Raw genomic sequence first — 22,690 nt, forward strand, 5'->3', positions numbered from 1 at the left:
CGTCCCGGCACGATTTCCGGGACCTTCCGGGGAAGGCCTGCGCCGCGCCCCCGGCGGGCAGCATCCTGAGTGCCGACGCACATCAGCCCCGGGGGAGCGACATGCCGACCGAGCCCACGTCCCGCGCCCCGCAGCCCGCCACGCCCGGGGGCGGAGCCGAAGCCCCGGGGCCCGCACTGGAGTTGCTCGTGCACGGCGTCGGCGGCACCACCCCGCAGGAGATGCTCGGCGACCCCCGCACCGAGCGGGTCACCGGCGACGGCACCGCCGCCGTCCACCGCCGCACGGAGGACGTCGGTGCCGAGGACCGCCCCCACTCCGGGCGCACGCCGGCCGTGGTGCCCGAGGCGTACTGCTGGTCCCACCTCACCTCCGGCAACAGCGCCCGCGCCCTGTGGCTGCTCCTGCTGCCCTTCATGATCGTCAACCTCGCGCACTGGATGCGCCCGTCCGCCGCCGGGCGCCCGCGCCTCGTCCGCGCCCACGGCGCGCTGCTGCGGCTGCTGGCGCTCTCCCTCACCGTGCTGCTGGTCGCCGCCGCCTGCGAGGTCGCCCTGGGCCTCGTGGCGTGGCAGTGCGCCGGTTCGCCGGCGTGCGCGGCCGAACGGTCCTGGCTCGGCTTCCTCGCGCCCGGCGCCGGCGGCAGCGGCGGCTGGTGGTCCCAGCCCGGCCGGCGGCTCGCCCTCGCCGCGTCCCTGCCCACCGCGCTGACCGTGCTCCTGTGGTGGCTCTCCCGCCGCACCTGGAGCGCGTACGAGTCCCAGCCGCCCTGGCACGGCTCCGACGGGCAGCCGGGGCCGGACGGCGCGGTCCCTCCCGCACCCGCCCCGGACGGCACCGAGCGGCCGGACCTGTGTCTGCCCGGCTTCTGGTACGGCAGGCGCCTGGTCGCCCGGCTGCGCGCCGCCCACACCGCCGCCGGGCTCCTCACCGTCGCCGCCGCGCTCACCGTCGCGGCCGCCGGGCACGATCTCCGGTCCGGCGGCGCCGCGGCCGTGGCGGGAACGGTGCTCGGGTTGCTGCTGGCCGCGGCCGCGGCCACAGTCCTGGCCGTCGTGTGCGCACGCGGCCGCGGCGAGGGCTGCCCGGACGTACGGCGGGACGGCCCGCTGGTGCACCGTCTGCCCGCGGCGGCCGCCGTGCTCCTCGCCCTGTCCGTGCTCTACGCCGCCTGGTCGCGGCCCGGCTGGCAGAGCGCGGGGCGGCTGCCCGGCGACGGCACGTTCGCCGTACTGGCCCTCGCGCAGGGTCTGCTGGTCGCCGGAGTCGCCGTGCTCGGCGTGCTGCTGCACCGCACCACCCGGGTGCCCCGCACCGCGCTGCGCGGCCTGGGCGCGGCCGCCACCGCCATGCTGGGGTGCGCGCTGGGGGGCGTCATGTCCGGCGGGGTCGCCCAGCGCGTCGCCGACTGGCTCGACGGCGGCGCCACCCCCGGCACCGGGGAGGGCCCCATCCCCGGCCCACCGACCGTGCTGACCTGGCAGGCCGCGGTGACACCGCTGCTCCTCGTCCTGCTCCTCGCCCTGCTGTGCGTGCACGCCGTACGGGTCTGGCGGACCGGCTCCCGCCTCGCCGCGCGCGCCCACCTGGCCTACCCGGGCGCCGAACCCGACGCGGCACGCTCCGGCAGCATCGGCCGGACGGTCGCCGCCGCCCGGCTCACCGACTCCGCGCCGCGCGTCGTGGGCGTCACCGCCTTCGCCACCCTGCTGCTGGGCGCCGCAGCCGTGGCCGGCGCGCTGCTCACCGGCCTGGTGCCGGGGGAGGCGGCGGACGGCGCACCGGCGGTGCTGGACGGAGCCGCCGACACCGTGCAGGCGCTGGGCTCCTGGCTGATGGGCTTCGGCTTCCTCCTGCTGCTGACCCTCGGGCGCCGCGCCTACCGGGACACCTCGACCCGCCGCACCGTGGGCATCCTCTGGGACGTCGGCACCTTCTGGCCGCGCGCCGCCCACCCGTTCGCGCCGCCGTGCTACGCCGAGCGCGCCGTTCCCGACCTGGTGTGGCGCATGGCGACCTGGACCCGCCGCTACGGCGGCGGCCGCCTGGTGCTCTCCGGACACTCGCAGGGCAGCGTGCTGGCCGCCGCGGCGGTGTGGCAGCTCGACCCCGCCACCCGGCGGCAGGTCGCCCTGCTCACCTACGGCTCACCGCTCGCCCGGCTCTACGGCCGCTGGTTCCCCGCCTATTTCGGGCCGGGCCCGCTCCGCGCCCTGCACCGCGAACTGGACTGCTGGCGCAACCTGTGGCGCGCCACCGACCCCATCGGCGGGCCGCTGCGCCTCCCGGACGGCGACGGGACCGCGGTGGACCGCGGGCCGCTGGCCGACCCGCTCGCCTACGGCCGTACGGCCGCCTCTCCGCTCCCGGCGCCGATCCTGGGCCACGGTGAATACCAGGCCGACCCGGCCTTCGCGGTGGAACGCGCCGCGCTCCTGGCCCGCCTCTGCCCGGAGGCACCGGGGGAGGCGGAGGCACCCGCGGAGGCAGCCGCGCCGTTTCCCGCCCCCGCGCTGCCGGCCCAGCACGCACCGGCCGGCCCGGAGCGCGAGGGCGTTCACGACCTTCGGGACGCCCGGCCCGGTCAGGACGCGGAGGGGCCCGGCAGGTCCTCCGGGTAGAGCAGAGTCAGGTCGTCGGTGTCCGGCTCGTCCACCTGCGCCACCCGGCCCGCGTGCCGTTCCACCATGGCCTCGAACGTCTGCCGCGCGGTGCGGCCGTTGCCGAACGAGGGCCCCTTGGGCAGCGCCGCGAAGTGGTCCAGCAGCGCGTCGCCGGTGCCCTTCGCCAGGTGGTACTCGTGCTCGGCGGCCTGCTGCTCGACGATGTGCAGCAACTCCTCCGGCGCGTAGTCGCCGAAGGTGATGGTGCGCGAGAAGCGGGACGCGACGCCCGGGTTGACGGCGAGGAACCGCTCCATCTCGGTCGTGTACCCGGCGGCGATCACCACCACCTCGTCCCGGTGGTCCTCCATCAGCTTCACCAGCGTGTCGATGGCCTCGCGCCCGAAGTCGCGTCCGGAGTCCTCCGGCGACAGCGCGTACGCCTCGTCGATGAACAGCACGCCGCCGCGCGCCCGGTCGAACGCCTCCTGGGTGCGGATCGCTGTCGAGCCGATGTGCTCGCCCACCAGGTCCACCCGCGACACCTCGACCAGGTGACCGCGGTCCAGCACGCCCAGCGCGTGCAGGATCTCGCCGTACAGGCGCGCCACGGTGGTCTTGCCGGTGCCGGGGGAGCCGGTGAAGACCAGGTGGCGCCGCGCGGACGCCGCCTTGAGCCCCGCCTGCTCCCGGCGGCGGCCCACCTCGATCATGCTGGTCAGCGTCCGCACCTCACGCTTGACGCTGTCCAGGCCCACCAGGCCGTCGAGTTCGCCCAGCACCTCCGCCGCCGGACGGGCCGCCTCCGCGGCCGGAGCTTCGGGCGCGGACGCCGCGGCGGCAGCGGTCGCCTTCGCGGCGCCGGTCGCCTTCGCGCCGCCGCGGGGCGGCGGGACCGCCTCGGTGGCGGTCAGCAGGCCCGCGGTGGCGGGAGGGGCGGACGCCGTGGCCGCCGGGGGCGCGGGGGCCACAGTGGGGACCGCGGCGGGTGCGGCGCTCTCGTCGCTGGTGCAGTCCTCCACCACCGCGCCCTCCTCCGCGAACTCGTACCCGCCGCGTGCGCAGCGCTCGGTACGGCAGCGGCGCAGCGTGCTGCGGCAGCCGTCGATGACGTGGAAGCCGTAGCCGCGCGATCCGGTGACCCGGCAGCCGTGGAACGTTCCGCGGCCCTCGGCCGACACGTACACACCGGCCTCCTCCGGGGAGGTCACCGTGCAGCGTTCGACGACCGGGTCCGCGCCCTTCGTGACGATCATGCCGGTCGCGGTGGCGTCGATGGTGCAGTTGGCCAGGGTGCCGCCGCTGCCGTGGTCGCGGAACCACGCGCCGGTGGCGGCCTCCCGGATGCGGCAGTCGTCCAGCCGCACCGTGGCCCCGTCGCTCACCGAGACCGCGGTGCCGCGCACCTGCGTCAGGTCGCAGTCCAGCACGTCCACCTGCGAACCGCGGTCGAGGACGAACAGCGCGTCCGGGACGCCGTGCACCCGGCAGGAGTCCAGCACGGCGGAGGCGCCGTCGCTCACCCACACCGCCGGGTAGTCGCCGGTGCTCTCGTGTATCTCGCAGCCGTTGGCGTCGGCACGGGTGCCCGGGTCCCACACCGACAGGCCGTTGCGACCGAACCGGCGGACCGTTGAGCGGGTCAGGGTGAGCACCGAACGGGATCGCAGGTCGACCGCGTTCTCCGGGATGTCGTGGATCTCGCAGTCCGCCAGGGTGAGCACCGCGTCGGTGTCGAGGGTGACGCCGTCGGCCGTGGTGCGGTGCACCCGGCAGTCGGTGAGGTGCGCGGTCGCACGGGCCGTGACCTGTACTCCCGCACCCTTGATCTCGTACACCTCGCAGCCCACGGCCTCGGCGGCGCTGCCGTCGCCGTGGAGGGAGAGCCCGGCGCCCGAGGCGTGGTGGATGCGGCACCGCTCCAGCCGCGGGTGCGCCCCGTCGCCCACCGAGACGCCGGCCTGCCCGGCGGCCACCACCTCGCACTCCTCGTACACGCCGCCGGCCCCGCCACTGACGCTGACGCCCAGCCCGGCCGGGTTGTCCACGGTGCAGCGCCGCACGGTGGGGCGGGCTCGGCCGCGCACCTCCAGTCCTGCGGCGGAACGCGTCATGATGCGGATGCCGGTGAGCTCGGGCGCGCAGTCCTCGATCAGCAGCGCGGGGGCGGAGGCGTCCTGACCCTCGATCTGCAGGTCACGGACGGTCGCCGAGGACCGGACGGTGAGCGCGACGCCGTCCGGCGGAGCGATCCGCACCGAGCCGCCGCCCGCCCGCTCGGGGCCGCGCAGCGTCACGGCCCGGTCCAGGACCAGGTTCTCCCGGTAGGTTCCCGGGGCGACGGTGAGTACGTCCCCGTCGGCGGCCGCCTCCAGCGCCGCGGCGAGCGAACCGTACTCTCCGGTGCGGCGCCGCCAGCGGGAGGTGCCGGTGTGTGTGACCTGGACCGAGGCCTGTCCCATGGACTGCTGCGTCCTCACTTCGTGCGGGGGTTGCCATGACGTGCGGGGGATGCGGGGCTCCACCGTAGCGTGCGCCCACGCCACCCGATGACCGGTCAGCTGTTGCTGCCCGCACGGCCCCAGTCCGGGCCGATCCGCGCCCACTCGTCCTCCCACGCGGCATACCTGCGCCGCAGCAGCCGTGACATCGCCGCGCGGCGGCCCGCCTCCACGGCCACGCCTGTCAGCGCTCCGGCGACCAGGCCCGTCGCCACCGCGTAGGCGGCGGCCGTGCCGTATGCCAGCGGAGGGCTCGTCAGGCTGCCTTCGGCGTCCGTCCAGACGCGGAACCGCTCTCCCGGGTCCATGGGTCTCGCGGCGTGCACCGTCCCGGTGCGGGTGACGCCCTCCGGGCCCTTCCAGAAGGCCAGCACCGGGTGGCGCTGCGGTCCCTCGTCGTCGTCCGCTTCGCCGGGAGCCGTGGGCGGACGGTCCACCGGCTGCTTCGCCGTGGCCCACACCGCGTGCCGCTGCGCCTGCTCCTGCCGCACCAGCGCGGCGAGTTCGCCGTACGCGGCCGTGCCGCCGGCGACGCCGGCCAGCGGAACGCCGAAGAGCAGCAGCGCCAGTCCGCACAACGCGAGCCACGCCTCCGCGAGATCGGAGCGGCGGCACAGCGGACTGCGGCGCCATGTCCACAGCCCCGCGATGCTCCGCACGTCCCGTGCCCCCTTCTGTTCCCCCAGCGGACTCTACTCCGGTGCTCCCGCCTGCGGGGAAGTGGTGCGGAAGGCGCCCGTGACCGTCGCGCGCCCGGACTCCGTGCGCTCACCCGGACGACGCCCCGCGCAGGCCGTAGCCGTCGCTCACCGTGAAGGACGGGGGTGTCGTGGTGACGATGCGTCGAGAACGGCGCCCCGAAACGCCCCGTTACCCGCGGCACGCGGGAGACATTCCTCCCGGCTGCTTATCTTTCGAGCGATTGCGGACATCGAGAGCGCCTGGCTAACTTCGTCGCGCGGTGCGGGAAATTCCCGCAGCCAGAAGGAGATTGGTGGTCCTCCATGACGACTTCGATGGAATCGCATTCCGATAGCGACTACGTCGAAGACCAGCACCCCTCGAGCCTCGGAACCGCAGCCGCGCGGAATCTGGCCACCACCACCAAGACGGTCCCGCAGATGCAGGGGATCTCCTCCCGGTGGCTGCTGCGGGTCCTTCCGTGGGTACAGGTGTCCGGTGGCACGTTCCGGGTGAACCGGCGGCTCGTGCACACCCTCGGGGACGGCCGGGTGGAATTCGTCTCCACCGGTTCCGACATCCGCGTGATCCCCGCCGAACTCACCGAACTCCCGCTGCTGCGCGGATACGCGGACCGTCCCGTACTCGAGGCCCTGGCGGACCGCTGCGAACAGCGTGACTTCTCGGCGGGCGAGACCCTCGTCGAGGCCGGTGCCCCCGCGGACCGGCTGGTGCTCGTCGCGCACGGCAAACTGCGCAAGGTCCGGCCCGGCAAGTACGACGAGGACGCCGACCTGGGCGTCCTGGCCGGCGGGGACTACGCGGGGGACGCCGACCTCCTCGACGAGCCGGGGCACTGGGAGTTCTCGCTGCGCGCACTGACCGGCGGCACCGTACTCACCCTCTCCCGCGCCGACTTCGAGGACGTCTACGGCCGCTCCGACAGCCTGCGCGCCCACTTCGAGGCTGCGCGGGCCGCCCTGCCCGCCCAGCGCACCGCGGACGGCGAGTCCGAGATCGCGCTCACCGCGGGCCACAGCGGCGAACCGGCCCTGCCCGGCACCTTCGTGGACTACGAGACCTCGCCCCGCGAGTACGAACTGAGCGCGGCGCAGACCGTGCTGCGGGTGCACACCCGGGTGGCCGACCTCTACAACCAGCCGATGAACCAGCTGGAGGAGCAGCTGCGACTGACCGTCGAGGCCCTGCGTGAGCGGCAGGAGCACGAGATGGTCAACAACCGGGAGTTCGGACTGCTGCACAACGCCGACACCCGGAACCGGCTGCACACCCGCTCCGGTCCCCCCACCCCTGACGACCTGGACGAGCTGCTCGCCACCGTCTGGAAGGAGCCCAGCGTCCTCCTCGCCCACCCCAAGGCCATCGCCGCGTTCGGTCGCGAGTGCAGCAGGCGCGGCATCCAGCCCGCCAACGTCGACTTCGAGGGCCACGCGGTGCCCGCCTGGCGAGGCGTGCCCCTCCTGCCCTGCAACAAGATCCCGGTGTCCCGCGAGGGCTCCACCTCCGTCATGGCCCTGCGGACCGGCGAGCAGCGCGGCGTCGTCGGGCTGCACCAGACGGGCATCCCCGACGAATACCGGCCCGGCCTGTCCGTGCGGTTCATGGGGATCGACGACAAGGCCGTCATGTCCTATCTGGTGAGCGCCTACTATTCCGCGGCCGTTCTCGTGCCCGACGCGCTGGGAATTCTCGAGGACGTCGAAATCGGCCACTGATCCTTCCCCCGGAATCCGCCGCACCGGTCCGGAACCCGCGACCGCACGCATCCCCCGAAGCGCAGAGAGGCAGACGTCCTTGACGACCCATCCGGAAACCGAGACCGACCACACCACCTCCGCGGAATCCGTACCCACGAGTCTGTCGACCGCGGCAGCCCGGAATCTCGCGACCACCACCAAGACGCCCCCGCAGATGCAGGGCGTCTCCTCGCGCTGGCTGCTGAAAGTCCTGCCGTGGGTGGAGACCAGCGGCGGCACGTTCCGCGTGAACCGGCGCCTGACGCACACCCTCGGGGACGGCCGGGTGCAGTTCACCAACACCGGAGCGGCGGTGTCCGTCATCCCCTCCGAACTGCGGGAGATCCCGCTGCTGCGCGGGCTGACCGACGAGGACGCCCTGCGGCAGCTCGCCGACCGCTGCGAACAGCACGAGTTCTCCGCCGGGGACACCGTCACCGACGCCGGCGGGCCCGTCGACGCGCTGCTCCTCGTCGCGCACGGCAAGATCCACCGGATCGGCCGGGGCAAGTACGGCGACGAGGCCGCGCTGGGCACGCTCACCGACGGCGACCACGCCGGAGACCAGGCGCTGACCCCCGAGCCGGGGGAGTGGGAGTACGGACTGCGCGCCGGCACCCGCTGCATCGTGCTCTCCCTGCCGCGCTCCGCCTTCCAGGAGGTCGCCGACCGGTCCCCCGCGCTCCGCGACCACCTGCACGCGTTCCTCTCACGTGCCATCCCCCACCAGAACCGGCGCGGCGAGGCCGACATCGCGCTGACCTCCGGCCACTCCGGCGAAACCGTCCTCCCCGGGGTGTTCGCCGACTACGAGATCGGGCCGCGGGAGTACGAGCTGAGCGTCGCGCAGACCGTGCTGCGGGTGCACAGCCGTGTCGCCGACCTCTACAACGACCCGATGAACCAGCTGGAGGAGCAGCTGCGGCTGACCGTCGAGGCGCTGCGTGAGCGGCAGGAGCACGAGATGGTCAACAACCGGGAGTTCGGGCTGCTGCACAACGCCGACCTCTCCCAGCGCATCCCGACCCGCTCCGGGCCGCCCACCCCCGACGATCTGGACGAGTTGCTCTCCCGGCGCCGCAAGACCGAGTGCCTGCTCGCCCACCCCAAGGCGATCGCGGCGATCGGCCGGGAGATGAGCGGCCGCGGCCTCTGCCCGCCGGAGACGGAGCTGCACGGCACCCGGGTGCGCACCTGGCGCGGCGTGCCGCTGCTGCCGTGCAACAAGATCCCCGTCACGGACGGCACCACCTCGGTGCTGGCCATGCGGACCGGGCAGCAGAACCAGGGCGTCGTCGGGCTGCACCAGACCGGCATCCCCGACGAGTACCAGCCGGGCCTGAACGTGCGGTTCATGGGCGTCGACGACAGGGCCGTCGTCTCCTACCTGGTCAGCGCCTACTACTCGGCCGCCGTGCTCGTGCCGGACGCCCTGGGCGTGCTGGAGGACGTGCAGGTCTGACGGCTGCAGGAGGTGCAGGTCCGGCGGCCGGCTCCCGGCGGACTCGGTCCGGGCGCGCCCGCGTGGCGCGCCCGGCTCACTCCTCCCACCGCCAGCCCGCGACCTCCGGCAGGTCCGTCCCGTGTTCGAGGATCCAGGCGTGGTGGCGGGACCGTACGTCCGCCATCGCCTGCCGCACGCCGGCCGCCCGCACCGCCAGGCCCGGCACGCGGTCCAGCACGTCCATCACCAGCCGGTACCGGTCCAGGTCGTTGCGGACCACCATGTCGAACGGCGTGGTCGTCGAGCCGGACTCCTTGTACCCGCGGACGTGCAGGTGCGGATGGACGGCACGGCGGTAGGCGAGCCGGTGGATCAGCCACGGGTAGCCGTGGTACGCGAAGACGACCGGCCGGTCCCGGGTGAAGACGCCGTCGAAGTCGGCGTCCCGCATCCCGTGCGGGTGCTCCTCGTGCGGCAGGAGCCGTGCCAGGTCCACGACGTTCACCACCCGCACGGCGAGTTCGGGCACGTGGGCCCGCAGCAGCGAGGCGGCGGCCATGACCTCCTGGGTCGGCACGTCCCCGGCGCACGCGAGCACCACGTCCGGTTCCTCGCCGTAGGTCTCGGTGCCGGCCCACTCCCAGATGCCCACCCCGCGGTCGCAGTGCGCCCGGGCCTCCTCCAGTCCGAGCCAGTCGAAGCACTCCTGCTTCCCGGCGACGACCACGTTGACCGTGTCGCGGGTGCGCAGCACGTGGTCGGCCACGCACAGCAGGGTGTTGGCGTCCGGCGGCAGGTAGACGCGGACGACCTCCGGGCTCTTGTTGAGCACGTGGTCGACGAAGCCGGGGTCCTGGTGAGAGAAGCCGTTGTGGTCCTGCCGCCAGGCGTGCGAGGTCAGCAGGTAGTTGAGCGCGGAGACGGGCAGCCGCCAGGGCACCTCCCGCGCACTGTGCACCCACTTGATGTGCTGGCTCGCCATACTGTCCACGATGTGCGCGAACGCCTCGTAGGAGGCGAACAGGCCGTGCCGGCCGGTCAGCACGTAGCCCTCCAGCCAGCCCTGGCACAGGTGCTCGGAGAGCGCCTCCAGGACCCTGCCGTGCGGGCCCAGGTGCTCGTCGGTGGGCCGGGTGCGCGCCTGCCAGCCCTTCGGGGTCGCGCCGTAGACGTCGTCGAGGTGGTTGGACGCCGTCTCGTCCGGCCCGAACATGCGGAAGTCGCGCCGCTCGTGGGTCGCCGACATCAGCTCGCCGAGCCAGCCGCCCAGCACCCGGGTCGGCTCGTGCGTGCTCGCGCCCGGCCGTTCGGGGTCCACCGCGTGCGGTTCGAGCGCCGGCAGCGGCAGATCGCGCAGCAGGCGGCCGCCGTTGGCCTGCGGCAGCGCGCCCAGCCGGAGGCCGCCGGCCGGTACGCAGTCCAGCACGTGCGGCAGCGGCCGGCCGTTGTCGTCGAACAGCTCCTCGGGGCCGTAGCTGCGCAGCCAGCCCTCCAGCTGCCGCAGCCGCTCACGGTCCTCCCGCACTCCGGCGATGGGGATCTGGTGCGCTCGCCAGGTGTCCTCCACCGGGACCCCGTCGACCGACGCCGGGCCGGTCCAGCCCTTGGGGGTGCGCAGGACGATCATCGGCCAGCGCGGCCGGTCGGCTCCGGTCTCCGCGCGGGCGGCGCGCTGCAGGGCACCGATCCGGTCCGCGGCGCCGTCGAACGCGGCGGCCATCGCCGCGTGCACCTCGAGCCGGTCGCTGTCCGGCGCCGCCGTCACGTGCACCGGGTCGTACCCGTAGCCCCGCATCAGGGCGTCGAGTTCTTCCTCGGGGATACGGGCCAGCACCGTGGGGTTGGCGATCTTGTAGCCGTTGAGGTGCAGTACGGGCAGCACCGCGCCGTCGTGGACGGGGTCGAGGAACTTGTCGGCGTGCCAGGAGGTCGCCAGCGGGCCCGTCTCCGCCTCGCCGTCCCCGACCACGCAGCAGACCAGCAGGCCGGGGTTGTCCATCGCGGCGCCGTAGGCGTGGGCCAGGGAGTACCCCAGCTCGCCGCCCTCCTGGATGGATCCGGGCACTCCGGGAGCGGTGTGGCTGGGCACGCCGCCGGGCGTGGAGAAGGCGCGGAAGAGCCGCGTCATGCCGTCGGCGTCGCGCGGCACGTCCGGGAACAGCTCGCCGTAGGTGCCCTCCAGCCAGCTCCCCGCGAGCACGGCGGGCGCACCGTGTCCGGGGCCCCACACGCAGAGCGCCTCCAGGCGCCGGTTCCGGATCAGCCGGTTCAGGTGGGTGTAGACCAGGCCGAGACCGGGGCACGTGCCCCAGTGGCCGAGGAGCCGCGGCTTGATGTGCTCCGGGCGCAGCGGCTGGCCCAGGAGCGGGTTGTCGCGCAGGTAGAGCTGGCAGGCGGCGAGGTAGACCAGCGCGCGCCAGTGCGCGTCCAGCCGCTCCGCCTCCTCGTGCGTGAGCCGTGGGGAGGTCTGCATGCCGGAGGGGTACCAGGCCGCCGCCGGGATGACACGTCGCGGGCGGCGCCCTCCCCCTGATGGGTCGCCGCCGCGTCGTTCCCCGGCCCCGCGGTGCGGAGTCCGGAGGTCAGTACCCCCGGCCCTGGTACGGACGTCCGTACGGGTCGTCGTAGCCGCCCGGCATCTGCCGCGGCGCGGCGGGGCGCGGGGCCACGGGACGCATCTGGTGCTGCGGCTGCTGGCCGGCGCCCGGGTAGCCCTGCTGACCCTGGTGGCCGCCCTGCGGACCCGGGTAGCCGTAACCGCGCGGCTGGCTCTGCTGCTGCGGGATGTACGGGGACGGGGCCTGGTGGAGCGGCGCGGGCTGCTGGGCGGGATAGCCCTGCTGCTGCCCGTAGGGGTGCCCCTGTCCGGACGGGAGCGCGGGGAGCGCGGACGGCAGCGCGGGCAGGTGACTCCCGGTGTCGTACGCGGCGGGCACCCGGATCGGGGCGATCTGCGGGGTACCCCGCTCGGCCACGAGCATGTCGTAGATAGGGGTGTCGGGGAATGCAGGAGCAGCGTAGTAACCGCCGCCGTAGGTGCTGCGGGGGGAGGTCATAGTCCATAAGTTAAGCCCACGATGTGCTGGTTGGGGAGTCCGATAAGCGGGTCATTTTGCGCGTCACACGTGACCGGACGTCACCAATTCGAGCGAAAGAGGGAAGAAACGGTCGCACCGGTGCCTTGTGTTCGTGTAAAGGGCACGATCCGGCCAACATCAGGCCGGGAAGGGCCGGGACGGGCCGGAGTCCGTCGGGCGTCACGTGCCGGCGTACGTCCGGCCCTTCCACGCGGCACCCGCGCCACGGTGATGCCGCACCGCCGAGTCCACCGTCATCAGCAGGTACAGCACCGCCACCGCGGGCAGCGTCAACACCACCCACCACGGCACCCGGTGGTACCGCACGGTGGGCAGATAGCTGAGCGTCATCAGCGCCCAGGCCGCCCAGCCGGCCGCATGCCCGGCGAGCGCCGTCGCCGGCGGCGCCACATACACCAGCAGCAGGCCCGCCACCGTCAGGGCCAGCAGCGACCGGCTGTGCCGCAACTGGGCGTACGCGCTGCGCGCCACCATCGCCCACAGCGGAGCCAGTCCTTCGTACGGCCGCACGCTCGCCACCTCCTCCGCCAGGCCCAGCCACACCCGTCCGCCGCCGCGCTTCACCGCACGGCCCACGGCGACGTCGTCGATCAGCGCGCCGCGAACGCTCCCGGGGAGGCCCGCCCGGTCGGCGGCGTCCGCGCGCAGCAGCATGCAGCCGCCCGCCGCGGCCGCCGTACGGCCACCCGGCCGGTTGACCCGGGAGAACGGGTAGAGCTGCGCGAAGAAGTACACGAACGCCGGTACCACCAGGCGCTCCCAGCCGGTGGCCACCCGCAGCCGGGCCATCAGCGAGACGAGGTCCAGACCGCCGTCGCGCGCGGCGCGCACCAGGGCGTGCAGCGAATCCGGCGGGTGCGCGATGTCGGCGTCGGTCAGCAGCAGGTACGTCGCCGCGCCCCGCGAGCGGGCCACCGCGACGCCGTGCCGGACCGCCCACAGTTTGCCGGTCCAGCCCGGCGGCGGCGGTCCCGGGGAACACACGGTCAGCGGCAGCGCCCCGGGCACCGACGCGGCCAGCGTGCGGGCGAGGTCGCCGGTCCGGTCGCTGCTGCCGTCGTCGACCAGGACCACCTCGGCCGGGCCCCGGTACCGCTGCGCGAGCAGCGAGGGCAGCGTGAGCGGCAGCACGGCCGCCTCGTCGCGCGCCGGCACCACGATCGCCACCGGCGGCCACGGCTCCCCGTCCGCACCCGCCCGGGCCCCATCGCCCGCCGGGTCCGGGGGCGGCAGCCGCACATCGGTGCGCCAGAAACCGCCGTGCGCGAGAAGCAGCCACAGCCATGCCGCCAGCGACAGCCACGAGGTCCACGTCAGCGCGTTCACCTGCGGCAGTCTGCCGCAGGGCACCCGCACGCACCGGGAGCGCGGCGTGGCGATCGGTTAGAGTTTCCGCCGTGAAGATCGCGCTCGTGGACTCCGGAATCGGACTGCTGCCCGCCGCGGCCGCGGTACGCCGCCTCCGTCCCGACGCCGACCTGGTGCTCTCCAGCGACCCCGACGGACTGCCGTGGGGACCGCGCACCGCCGGCGACATCGCCGCCCGGGCTCTGGCCTGCGCGCGGGCCGCCGCAGCCCACCGCCCCGACGCGCTGATCGTCGCCTGCAACACCGCCTCCGTGCACGCCCTGCCCGCCCTGCGCGCCGAACTCGAGCCGCTGGTACCGGTCGTCGGCACCGTGCCGGCCGTCAAGCCCGCCGCCGCCTCCGGCGGCCCGGTCGCGGTCTGGGCCACCCCGGCCACCACCGGGAGCGCCTACCAGCGGCGGCTGATCGGCGACTTCGGCAACGGCGCCCGGATCACCGAGGTCCCCTGCCACGGCCTGGCCGACGCCGTCCAGTCCGGCGACGAGGACCGGATCGACGCGGCCGTCGCCGCCGCCGGGCGGCTGACCCCGGCCGGAGCCCGCGCGGTGGTCCTCGGCTGCACCCACTACGAACTGGTCGGAGCGCGCATCCGCACCGCCGCCGCGCACGGCGGCCCCCTCCCGGAGCTGTACGGCTCCGCCGACGCCGTCGCCGCCCAGGCGCTGCGCCGCCTCGACACCGCGCCCGCCCCGCAGGCCCCGGCGACCGGCGGACTCACCGTCCTGCTCAGCGGCCGGCCCGGAGAGCTGCCGCGGGCGGCCCGCACCTACGCCGAGGGCCGTCTGCTCGCCGACGCGCTCCCCGCCCCGGCGGGCCGCCGCCCGCCCGCCTGACCCGGCCCGCCCGCCTGACCCGGGCGAGGTCCCTCACACGAACGAGCCCCGCGGGGGAGGACGCCGCCGGCCGCGCGTCACGTCCTAGAGTCGGGCGCATGGCGACACCCGAATTCATCCGCGCGATCCGTGCCACCGCCGGTCAGCAACTGCTCTTCCTGCCCGGCGTCAGCGCGGTGGTGTTCGACGACGAGGAGCGGGTGCTGCTCGCCCGGCGCGCCGACACCGGCCGCTGGGCCATCATCGGAGGCATCGCCGAACCGGGGGAGCAGCCCGCCGACACCATCGTGCGCGAGGTGCGCGAGGAGACCGCCGTCGCATGCGTTCCCGAGCGCATCATCTCCGTCCAGGGCCTGGAGCCCATCCGCTACCCGAACGGCGACCGCTGCCAGTTCATGGACATCTCCTTCCGCTGCCGCGCCGTGGGCGGCGAGGCGCGGGTGAACGACGACGAGTCGCTGGAAGTGGGCTGGTTCGCGCAGGACGACCTGCCGTCCCTGGAGGAGTTCGCGGTGCAACGGATCAAGCGGGCAGCACAGGAGGGCCCCGCCTGGTTCGCCTACGACGCGCCCGCGGGCGGCGCCCCCGCACCCGAGGGGCCGCCGCCCGGCTGAACGGCCGCGCCACCGGGCGACGGGCGGGCCTCAGACCTTCCGGTACTCGTACGCGTCCCGTGCCGCCGCCGCGACCGCCGCACGGTCCGCCCCGGCCGACGCGGAGACCACCGCGGCCACGGCGCCCTCCACGAACGGGGCGTCCAGCAGCTCGCTGTCCTTCGGCAGCTCGTCCTCCGCCAGCAGCGCCCGCACGGTCAGCACCGCGCTGCCCAGGTCGGCGAGCAGCAGCACCCCGGCGCCCTCGTCCACGGACAGCGCCGCCTCCCGGATGGCGTCGGCGTCGGTGCCCAGCCCGCCGTCCGGCGCACCGCCCGCCGCCGCGACCGGCACCGACCCGCCGGTGCCCACCAGCCCGGACGCCATCTGCGCGACCGCGGCCGCCACCTGCGAGCTGTGCGAGACGAGCACCAGGCCGACCCGCGGCTCCTCCTGCTCACTCACCGGCGCCCACCGCCTCCGCCAGCGCCGTCACCAGCAGCACCGAGGACGCGGCGCCGGGGTCCTCGTGGCCCACGCTCCGCTCACCCAGGTAGCTGGCCCGGCCCCTGCGGGCCCGCAGCGGCACGGTCGCCGTGGCGCCCTCCGCAGCCGCCCGCCCGGCGGCGGCCAGCGCGTCGGCGAGGTCCTCCCCGGACTCCAGCGCCTCCTCCAGCGCGGTCAGCGCCGGGAAGAGCGCGTCCAGCATCGTCTTGTCGCCCTGGGCGGCGCCACCCAGTTGCGCCACGGCCTCCACGCCGATGCGCAGCGCGGCCGCGACCTGGCGGCCGTCCGCCGCGGACTCGTCGCCGAGCGCCTTGCCCGCGCGGCGCAGCAGGGTGCCGTACAGCGGGCCGGAGGCGCCGCCGACCTTGGAGACCAGGAGCCGTCCGGAGAGCAGCAGCACCGGTCCGGGCCCGGAAGGCTGGTCGTCGCGCAGGCCCTGCCGTACGGCCGTGAAGCCGCGCCGCAGGTTGGTGCCGTGATCGGCGTCGCCGATCGGCGAGTCGAGTTCGGTGAGACGGTCCGCCTCACGGTCCACCGCGTCCGCGGCGGCGTTCATCCAGCGCAGTGCGCGCGTGGTGTCGAGTACGGAACCGGGGGAGTCGGGCAAGGGAGTCTCCTGACACGTCGGGCGACGGAAACACGGCGGGCGGAACGGGGGTGCACGGCGGGTCCTAGGCGCCCCAGCGCAGCCCGGGGGTGGCCACGGGAGCGTCCCACAGCCGCAGCATCTCCTCGTCCGCCCGGCACAGGGTGACCGACGCACCTGCCATGTCGAGCGAGGTCACGTAGTTGCCGACCAGCGTGCGGGCCACCGGCACGCGGCGCTCCGCGAGCACCCGGTGCACCTCGCCCGCGAAGCCGTACAGCTCCAGCAGCGGCGTCGCGCCCAGGCCGCTGACCAGTGCGAGCACCGGCCCCTCCGGCCGCAGGTCGTCCAGCACCGTCTGCACCGCGAAGTCGGCGATCTCGCCCGAGGTCATCATGGCCCGGCGCTCCCGGCCCGGTTCGCCGTGGATGCCGATGCCCAGTTCCAGCTCGCCGGCCGGCAGGTCGAAGGTGGGGCCGCCCTTGGCGGGCGTGCTGCACGCGCTGAGCGCCACCCCGAAGCTGCGGGAGGACTCCGAAACCCGGCGGGCCAGGGCCTCCACCCGCTCCAGCGGCTCCCCGGCCTGGGCCGCCGCCCCGGCGATCTTCTCCACGAACAGCGTGGCTCCGGTGCCGCGCCGGCCCGCCGTGTGCGTGCTGTCCTCCACCGCCACGTCGTCCGCCACCAGCACGCTGGCGACCTGCACGCCCTCGTCCTCGGCCATCTCCGCGGCCATCTGGAAGTTCAGCACGTCGCCGGTGTAGTTCTTCACGATGAACAGCACGCCCGCCCCGCTGTCCACGGCTGCCGCGGCGCGCACCATCTGGTCCGGCACCGGCGAGGTGAAGACCTCGCCCGGACACGCCGCGTCGAGCATCCCGAACCCGACGAACCCGCCGTGGAGCGGCTCGTGGCCGGAGCCGCCGCCGGAGATCAGCCCGACCTTCCCGGCCACCGGCGCGTCCCCGCGGAGCACGATCCGGTTCTCGACGTCCACGGTGAGGTCCGGATGCGCGGCGGCCACACCGCGCAGCGCTTCCTCGACCACCGTCTCCGGCACATTGATCAGCTGTCGCATGGAGTCCTCCCGGCTGGCACCGACACCGAACACCTCACTCAACCAGGCTCGCACCGGGTGGGGAACGGCGCGACACTCGGGGAATCCCTAGACCGCCTCCCCGCACTCGTCGCCGCTCCTCCGGAGCCCCGCCCCTGGTCGGAGCGGGGGAGGGCCGTGTAGACAGGGGGGCATGCCAGACAAGCCCTCCTACGACGCCGTGATCGTCGGCGGCGGCCACAACGGCCTGGTCTCCGCCGCGTATCTCGCCCGCGCCGGTCTCTCCGTGGCCCTGCTGGAACGCTCCGACCACACCGGCGGCGCCGCCGTCTCCACCACCCCGTTCGCCGGCGTCGACGCCCGTCTGTCCGCCTACTCCTACCTGGTCAGCCTGCTGCCCCGGCAGATCGCCGACGATCTCGGGCTGCGCCTGCCGCTGCGCAAACGCGCCGTGTCCTCCTACACGCCCTCCGTCATCGGCGGTGCGGCCGGCGGCCTGCTGGTCACGGACGACGAGGCCCGCACCCGTGACTCCTTCGCCCGCCTGACGGGCTCGGACCGGGAGTTCGAGGAGTGGCAGGACTTCTACGCCATGACCGCCCGCGTCGCCGAGCGGGTCTTCCCCACCCTCACCGGTCCGCTGCCCACCCGGGAGGAACTGCGTGCGGCCGTGGCCGACGACGCGGCCTGGGAGGCGCTGTTCGCACGTCCGCTGGGCGAGGAGATCGAGCGGCGCTTCCGCGACGACCTGGTGCGCGGCGTGGTACTCACCGACGCCCTGATCGGCACGTTCTCGCACGCCCACGACCCGTCGCTGGCCCAGAACCGGTGCTTCCTCTACCACGTCATCGGCGGCGGCACCGGCGACTGGGACGTTCCCGTCGGCGGCATGGGCGCGGTCACCGGTGCACTCGCCGACGCCGCCCGCTCGGCCGGCGCCGAACTGCTCACCGGGCACCACGTGCACCGCATCGCGCCGGACGGCGCGGGCGCCGAGGTCCACTACAGCACCGGCGGCACCGAGGGCATGGTGGCCGCCCGGCACGTGCTGGTGGGCGCGTCCCCCGAGGCCCTGGCCGCGATGCTGGGCGAGGAGCCCGCCGAGCGCGCCTCCGGGTCGCAGCTCAAGGTCAACATGCTGCTGCGCCGGCTGCCCCGGCTGCGGGACACCGCCGTGGACCCGCGGGAGGCGTTCGCCGGCACCTTCCACATCGCCGAGGGGTACCAGGCGCTCGCCGACGCGCACCGGCAGGCCGCGGACGGCCGGGTGCCGTCGGCGCCCCCGTCCGAGATCTACTGCCACTCGCTCACCGACCCCTCGATCCTGGGCCCGGAGCTGGTCGAGCAGGGATACCAGACGCTCACCCTGTTCGGGCTGCTCATGCCCGGGGAGCTGTTCACCGGCGACAACGACGCCCGGCGCGCGGAGGTGCTGAAGGCCACGATCGCCCAGCTCGACGCCCACCTGGACGAGCCGCTGGCCGACTGCCTGGCCGTGGACGCCGAGGGGCGGCCCTGCATCGAGGCCAAGACGCCGGTCGACCTCGAACGTGAACTGCGGCTGCCCGGCGGCCACATCTTCCACGGCGACCTGGCCTTCCCCTACCGGGACCCCGACGCCGGGCGGTGGGGCGTGGAGACCGGGCACGCGGGCGTCCTGCTGTGCGGATCGGGCGCGGTGCGCGGCGGTGGCGTCAGCGGGGTGCCGGGGCACAACGCGGCGATGGCCGTCCTCGAGGCGGAGGGCCGGAAGTCCGGCTGAGCTTCCGACGCGGGCGCCCCCGCGCGGCGGGTGGTGTCCCGGGAGCCCCGGGCTCCCGGGACACAGGCGTCACTCCCGCTCGTCGACGATGCGCCTGATCTTGCCGACCGAGCGTTCCAGCGCCTCCGGTTCGGTGATCTCCACCCCCACCGAGACGCCGATGCCGTCCTTCACCTCGCGCGCGATCGTCTCCACCGCCTCGGTGCGCTGCTGCGGTGTCGCGGCCGGCCGCGCCTCGGCCCGCACCGTCAGCCGGTCCATCCGGCCCTCGCGGGTCAGCCGCAGCTGGAAATGCGGCGCCACACCGGGTGTACGCAGCACGATCTCCTCGATCTGCGCGGGAAAGAGGTTCACCCCGCGCAGGATGATCATGTCGTCGCACCGTCCGGTGACCTTCTCCATGCGCCGGAACGCCGGCCACGCCGTCCCCGGAAGCAGCCGGGTCAGATCCCGGGTCCGGTAGCGGATCACCGGCATCGCCTCCTTGGTGAGCGAGGTGAAGACGAGTTCGCCCGTCCCGCCCTCCGGCACCGGCTCCCCGGTGACCGGGTCGACGATCTCCGGCAGGAAGTGGTCCTCCCACACGTGCAGGCCGTCCTTGGTCTCCACGCACTCCTGCGAGACGCCCGGGCCCATGACCTCCGACAGGCCGTAGATGTCCACGGCGTCGATGCCGGCGCGTTCCTCGATCTCCCGGCGCATCTCCTCCGTCCACGGCTCGGCACCGAAGATCCCGGTCCGCAGCGAGGAGGCCCGCGGGTCGACGCCCTGCCGCTCGAACTCGTCCAGCAGGGTGAGCATGTAGGACGGGGTGACCATGATGATCTCCGGACGGAAGTCCTGGATCAGCCGCACCTGCCGGGCCGTCATCCCGCCCGAGGCGGGCACGACCGTGCAGCCGAGCCGCTCCGCGCCGTAGTGCGCGCCGAGCCCGCCCGTGAACAGGCCGTAGCCGTAGGCGACATGGACGAGGTGCCCGGGCCGGCCGCCCGCGGCGTGGATGCTCCGGGCCACCAGGTCCGACCAGACCTCGATGTCGCGCTCGGTGTAGCCGACGACCGTCGGCTGACCCGTGGTGCCACTGGAGGCGTGCACACGGCGCAGCCGTTCCCGCGGCACCGCGAACATCCCGAACGGGTACTGCTCGCGCAGGTCGTCCTTCACGGTGAACGGGAAGCGTGCCAGGTCCTCCAGGCCCCGGCAGTCCTCGGGCCGCACTCCCGCCGCGTCGAAGGCCCGGCGGTAGTGGTCCACGTTCTCGTACGCGTGGTGGAGCGTGGCGCGCAGCCGCTCCAGCTGCAGCGCGCGCAGCTCCTCCCCGGACAGCCTGCGCGCGGCGTCGACGGCCTCGGTGACCTGCATGTGCATCGCCCCAACCGATCATTCGGTAGCTTGATCCCGTTCAAACAACCAGGAGGCGCCGAGGTCCGTCAAGGGGTTGCCGGAGGCGGACTCCGGAGCCCGCCTCCGGCCGGTCCGGCGCCCGCCCGACCGCACCGTGGCCCCCGGTGGCCGCGACGTACCATGGCGGGCATGTCCTTCCTCCGCCGCCGCAGCGCTCCCGTCCCCGCCGGGCCCGACTTCGACGTCCTGGCCATGGACCCGTCCGACTGGCCCGGAAACCTGGGCGCCGGACTGCTGCCCGCGCCGGACGGTACCTGCCAGGGCGTCTTCCTGCGCTACGACCTCTTCGGCGGCCGGGGCCCCGCGATGATCATCGGCAACCTCCCCGAGGGATCGCCGTTCCGCGACCTGGGGGAGGGGCAGGTCCCGCTGGAGGTGGCCCAGTTGCTCGCCGCCCTGGAGAACGAGGAGCAGGTCGAGGTCACCGCCGTCGAGGACGATCCGGTGATGCACGAGGACAACCTGCTGATCGTCCGGCGCGTGAAGTGCACCGAGGAGCGCATCTCCTGCGTGCAGTTCGACCGCAGCGACGGCGTGCTGGTCACCATCGCCTCCTGGGACCGGCCCATCACCAGCGACCTGTACGCGCTGCTCAAGCCGCTGCCGCCGGAGATCTTCAGACCGTAGTCACGCGCACGTCCCGGGCGTCGACGAACGCGACCCGGTGCCCGAACTGGATCTGCACGTAGCGCCGCTCCCCGCGCACCAGCACCGCCTTTCCGCCCGACGGGTCGTAGCTCTGCGCCCACAGGAAGCTGCCGCGGGTCCGCAGGCCGGCCACGTACCGCTGTCCGGCCTGCAGTTCGTACGGCAGCCGCTCGATGTCCTGCACGGGCACGTCCTCCGGGTAGGCGCCCGCCTCCGGATAGGCGCGGCCGTAGACCGGGATCGGGTCCTCACCGTCCTTCGGGGTGACGACCCTGCCGCGGGCCGGGACCGCCGTCGGCCGGTCGGCGGGGTTGTGGAACCAGGCTTTCTGGCCGAGGTACCAGATCGCGGTCCAGTCGCCGTCGCGGCCGGCGAGGGCGTACTGCTGGCCCGTGGTGGCCCGGGCGCCGGTGTCGTTGACGCCGGTGGTCGACGGGTCGCCGTCCGGGCGCAGGCCGATGTCCTTCACCAGCGGGGCGTCCGGGTCGGGGGCGGTGTGCAGGCGAACGGCGGCGGAGCCGTGCGGGGCGCACGGGTCGCCGGAGTCGTCGCAGCGGGTGTAGACCGGCCGGTGCGCGTCGTAGTCGGGCAGGATCGTCACCATCTGCGCGCCGCGCCAAGAGCCTCCGGGGCCGAACGGGGCGCCGAGCAGGCGGAAGTAGTGCGCCCAGTCCCAGTACGGGCCGGGGTCGGTGTGCATGCCGGGGACGGCGGACGGGGTGGTGCCCGGCACGTTGTCGTGGCCGAGGACGTGCTGACGGTCCAGCGGGATGTCGTACTTCTTCGCCAGGTACCGCACCAGGCGGGCGGAGGAGCGGTACATCGCCTCGGTGTACCAGGCGTCCGGCTTCGTCAGGAAGCCCTCGTGCTCCAGGCCCACCGACCTGGCGTTGACGTACCAGTTGCCCGCGTGCCAGCCGACGTCCCGGGTCCTGAGGTGCTGCGCCACGTGCCCGTCGGAGGACCGCAGGGTGTAGTGCCAGGAGACGTAGTCGGGGTTCTCGATCAGACTGGTGGCGCCGTTGAAGTACCCCTCGACGTCGTGCACCACGAGGTAGTCGATGGCGCCGACGGCCGGGCGCCGTGCGCGGTCGTGGTTGCCGTAGTCCGTGGAGCCGTCCTTCTTCTCCCATCGTTCGTAGGCCGCCGGCTGCCAAGTGCAGGACAGCTTCGCCGGGCATTCCACCGGGCCGTCCGGGATACCCGCGCGCACGCCGGGCCCGGACGCCCGTCCGCGACCCGGGCGCAGGGCCGGGGAGGGCTCGAGCTCCACCGGCTGCCCCGCGTCGGTGACCCTCCGCGCCCCTCGGCGCAGCACGGAGAACACCTCCTCGGCGAACGCGGCGGCCGTGGTCGCGTCGTCCGCGCCGGAGTAGGCGGCGACCGCGCCGAACCAGTCCGCGGGGTCCTCGCTCGCCGGGAGTCCCAGCTCCCGCTGCGCCTGCGCCAGCAGCGCCGCACCACCCGCGATGTTCGCCGCCGGATCCTCCCGCAGCCGCTCCGCCGCGATACCCGTCAGCTCCGCCGCCTCCGGCAGCGTCCGCAGCCGCTCCGGCACCCGCCCGGCCTCCCGGCCCTCACCCGCCCGAGCGGTCCGGGACAGCGCCGCCACGTCCAGCGGACGCGCCGCGTCACCCCGCGGATCCTCCGCACCCCCGTGATGATGCTCCCCGGACTCCGCCAACGCCGTCCGCAGATCCGTCAGATGCATCGGCCCGTACCCGCCCGACACACTCGCCGCACCCGCATGCCCGTCCCACCGCGACTGCAGGTACGACACCCCCAGCAGCACACTCCGCGGCACCTCGTACCGCTCCGCCGCCCGCTGGAACGCCCCCTGGAGGGAGC

17 protein-coding genes are annotated in these 22,690 nt (G+C 74.4%); 7 read left to right on the top strand and 10 right to left on the bottom strand.

Annotated features, from left to right (window positions below; all coding sequences use genetic code 11):
* Positions 1-101: 101 nt before the first annotated feature.
* Positions 102-2,621 carry a hypothetical protein gene (locus K304_RS29430; RefSeq protein WP_078529230.1) on the top strand — a complete coding sequence of 840 codons (2,520 nt, stop codon included), beginning with the start codon at positions 102-104 and terminating at the stop codon, positions 2,619-2,621.
* On the opposite strand, the gene K304_RS0116695 is transcribed toward K304_RS29430, so the two are convergent.
* Together K304_RS0116695 and K304_RS0116700 are read right to left on the bottom strand one after the other, a co-directional pair.
* Positions 2,585-5,065, bottom strand: coding sequence for a right-handed parallel beta-helix repeat-containing protein (locus tag K304_RS0116695; RefSeq protein WP_027764694.1), 2,481 nt, complete (start codon positions 5,063-5,065; stop codon positions 2,585-2,587). The two genes, K304_RS29430 and K304_RS0116695, sit on opposite strands and share 37 nt — an antisense overlap.
* 95 nt (positions 5,066-5,160) lie before the next feature.
* Positions 5,161-5,763 carry an Rv1733c family protein gene (locus tag K304_RS0116700; RefSeq protein WP_027764695.1) on the bottom strand — a complete coding sequence of 201 codons (603 nt, stop codon included), beginning with the start codon at positions 5,761-5,763 and terminating at the stop codon, positions 5,161-5,163.
* A 345-nt stretch (positions 5,764-6,108) separates the two neighbouring features.
* On the opposite strand from K304_RS0116700, the gene K304_RS0116705 reads away from it, so the two are divergent.
* Positions 6,109-7,521 carry a family 2B encapsulin nanocompartment shell protein gene (locus K304_RS0116705; RefSeq protein WP_027764696.1) on the top strand — a complete coding sequence of 471 codons (1,413 nt, stop codon included), beginning with the start codon at positions 6,109-6,111 and terminating at the stop codon, positions 7,519-7,521.
* A 79-nt stretch (positions 7,522-7,600) separates the two neighbouring features.
* Positions 7,601-9,004: a family 2B encapsulin nanocompartment shell protein gene (locus K304_RS0116710; RefSeq protein WP_027764697.1), complete on the top strand. Its 1,404-nt coding sequence runs from the start codon at positions 7,601-7,603 to the stop codon at positions 9,002-9,004.
* 76 nt (positions 9,005-9,080) lie between these two features.
* Here the strand turns inward: K304_RS0116710 and K304_RS0116715 are convergent, their stop codons facing one another.
* The 3 genes from K304_RS0116715 to K304_RS0116725 all read right to left on the bottom strand — a co-directional run bounded on the left by K304_RS0116715 (position 9,081) and on the right by K304_RS0116725 (position 13,410).
* On the bottom strand, positions 9,081-11,459 hold the full coding sequence (locus K304_RS0116715; RefSeq protein WP_027764698.1) for a phosphoketolase family protein: 2,379 nt from the start codon (positions 11,457-11,459) through the stop codon (positions 9,081-9,083).
* Between the two features lie 109 nt (positions 11,460-11,568).
* Entirely contained in the window at positions 11,569-12,042 is a 474-nt protein-coding gene (locus K304_RS0116720) for a DUF6643 family protein (protein WP_027764699.1), read from the bottom strand.
* A 201-nt stretch (positions 12,043-12,243) separates the two neighbouring features.
* Positions 12,244-13,410, bottom strand: a complete 1,167-nt coding sequence (locus K304_RS0116725; protein WP_027764700.1) for a glycosyltransferase — start codon at positions 13,408-13,410, stop codon at positions 12,244-12,246.
* Positions 13,411-13,481: 71 nt separating this feature from the next.
* Between K304_RS0116725 and K304_RS0116730 the strand changes: the two genes are divergently transcribed.
* Positions 13,482-14,285, top strand: coding sequence for an aspartate/glutamate racemase family protein (locus K304_RS0116730; RefSeq protein ID WP_027764701.1), 804 nt, complete (start codon positions 13,482-13,484; stop codon positions 14,283-14,285).
* 98 nt (positions 14,286-14,383) lie between these two features.
* Positions 14,384-14,899 (top strand): NUDIX hydrolase, encoded by a 516-nt coding sequence (locus K304_RS0116735; RefSeq protein WP_027764702.1) that lies wholly within the window; start codon positions 14,384-14,386, stop codon positions 14,897-14,899.
* Between the two features lie 30 nt (positions 14,900-14,929).
* Here K304_RS0116735 and K304_RS0116740 read toward each other — a convergent pair whose 3' ends face one another.
* The 3 genes from K304_RS0116740 to dhaK all read right to left on the bottom strand — a co-directional run bounded on the left by K304_RS0116740 (position 14,930) and on the right by dhaK (position 17,049).
* Positions 14,930-15,343, bottom strand: coding sequence for a PTS sugar transporter subunit IIA domain-containing protein (locus tag K304_RS0116740; RefSeq protein ID WP_027764703.1), 414 nt, complete (start codon positions 15,341-15,343; stop codon positions 14,930-14,932).
* On the bottom strand, positions 15,336-15,941 hold the full coding sequence (gene dhaL / locus K304_RS0116745) for a dihydroxyacetone kinase subunit DhaL (RefSeq protein WP_051308535.1): 606 nt from the start codon (positions 15,939-15,941) through the stop codon (positions 15,336-15,338). Before dhaL ends, K304_RS0116740 begins: the two co-directional genes overlap by 8 nt.
* Positions 15,942-16,056: 115 nt before the next feature.
* Positions 16,057-17,049, bottom strand: a complete 993-nt coding sequence (dhaK, locus tag K304_RS0116750) for a dihydroxyacetone kinase subunit DhaK (RefSeq protein ID WP_027764705.1) — start codon at positions 17,047-17,049, stop codon at positions 16,057-16,059.
* Between the two features lie 172 nt (positions 17,050-17,221).
* Between dhaK and K304_RS0116755 the strand changes: the two genes are divergently transcribed.
* Entirely contained in the window at positions 17,222-18,790 is a 1,569-nt protein-coding gene (locus K304_RS0116755; protein ID WP_027764706.1) for a phytoene desaturase family protein, read from the top strand.
* A gap of 69 nt (positions 18,791-18,859) precedes the next feature.
* On the opposite strand, the gene paaK is transcribed toward K304_RS0116755, so the two are convergent.
* A complete protein-coding gene (gene paaK, locus K304_RS0116760; RefSeq protein WP_027764707.1) occupies positions 18,860-20,158 on the bottom strand; it encodes a phenylacetate--CoA ligase PaaK in 1,299 nt (432 codons plus the stop codon).
* A 165-nt stretch (positions 20,159-20,323) separates the two neighbouring features.
* On the opposite strand from paaK, the gene K304_RS0116765 reads away from it, so the two are divergent.
* Entirely contained in the window at positions 20,324-20,821 is a 498-nt protein-coding gene (locus K304_RS0116765; RefSeq protein WP_027764708.1) for a hypothetical protein, read from the top strand.
* Here the strand turns inward: K304_RS0116765 and K304_RS0116770 are convergent.
* On the bottom strand, positions 20,811-22,690 hold a 1,880-nt coding region (locus K304_RS0116770; protein WP_027764709.1), incomplete at its 5' end, for a peptidoglycan recognition protein family protein. The two genes, K304_RS0116765 and K304_RS0116770, sit on opposite strands and share 11 nt — an antisense overlap.

Source organism: Streptomyces sp. CNS606, from assembly GCF_000426325.1.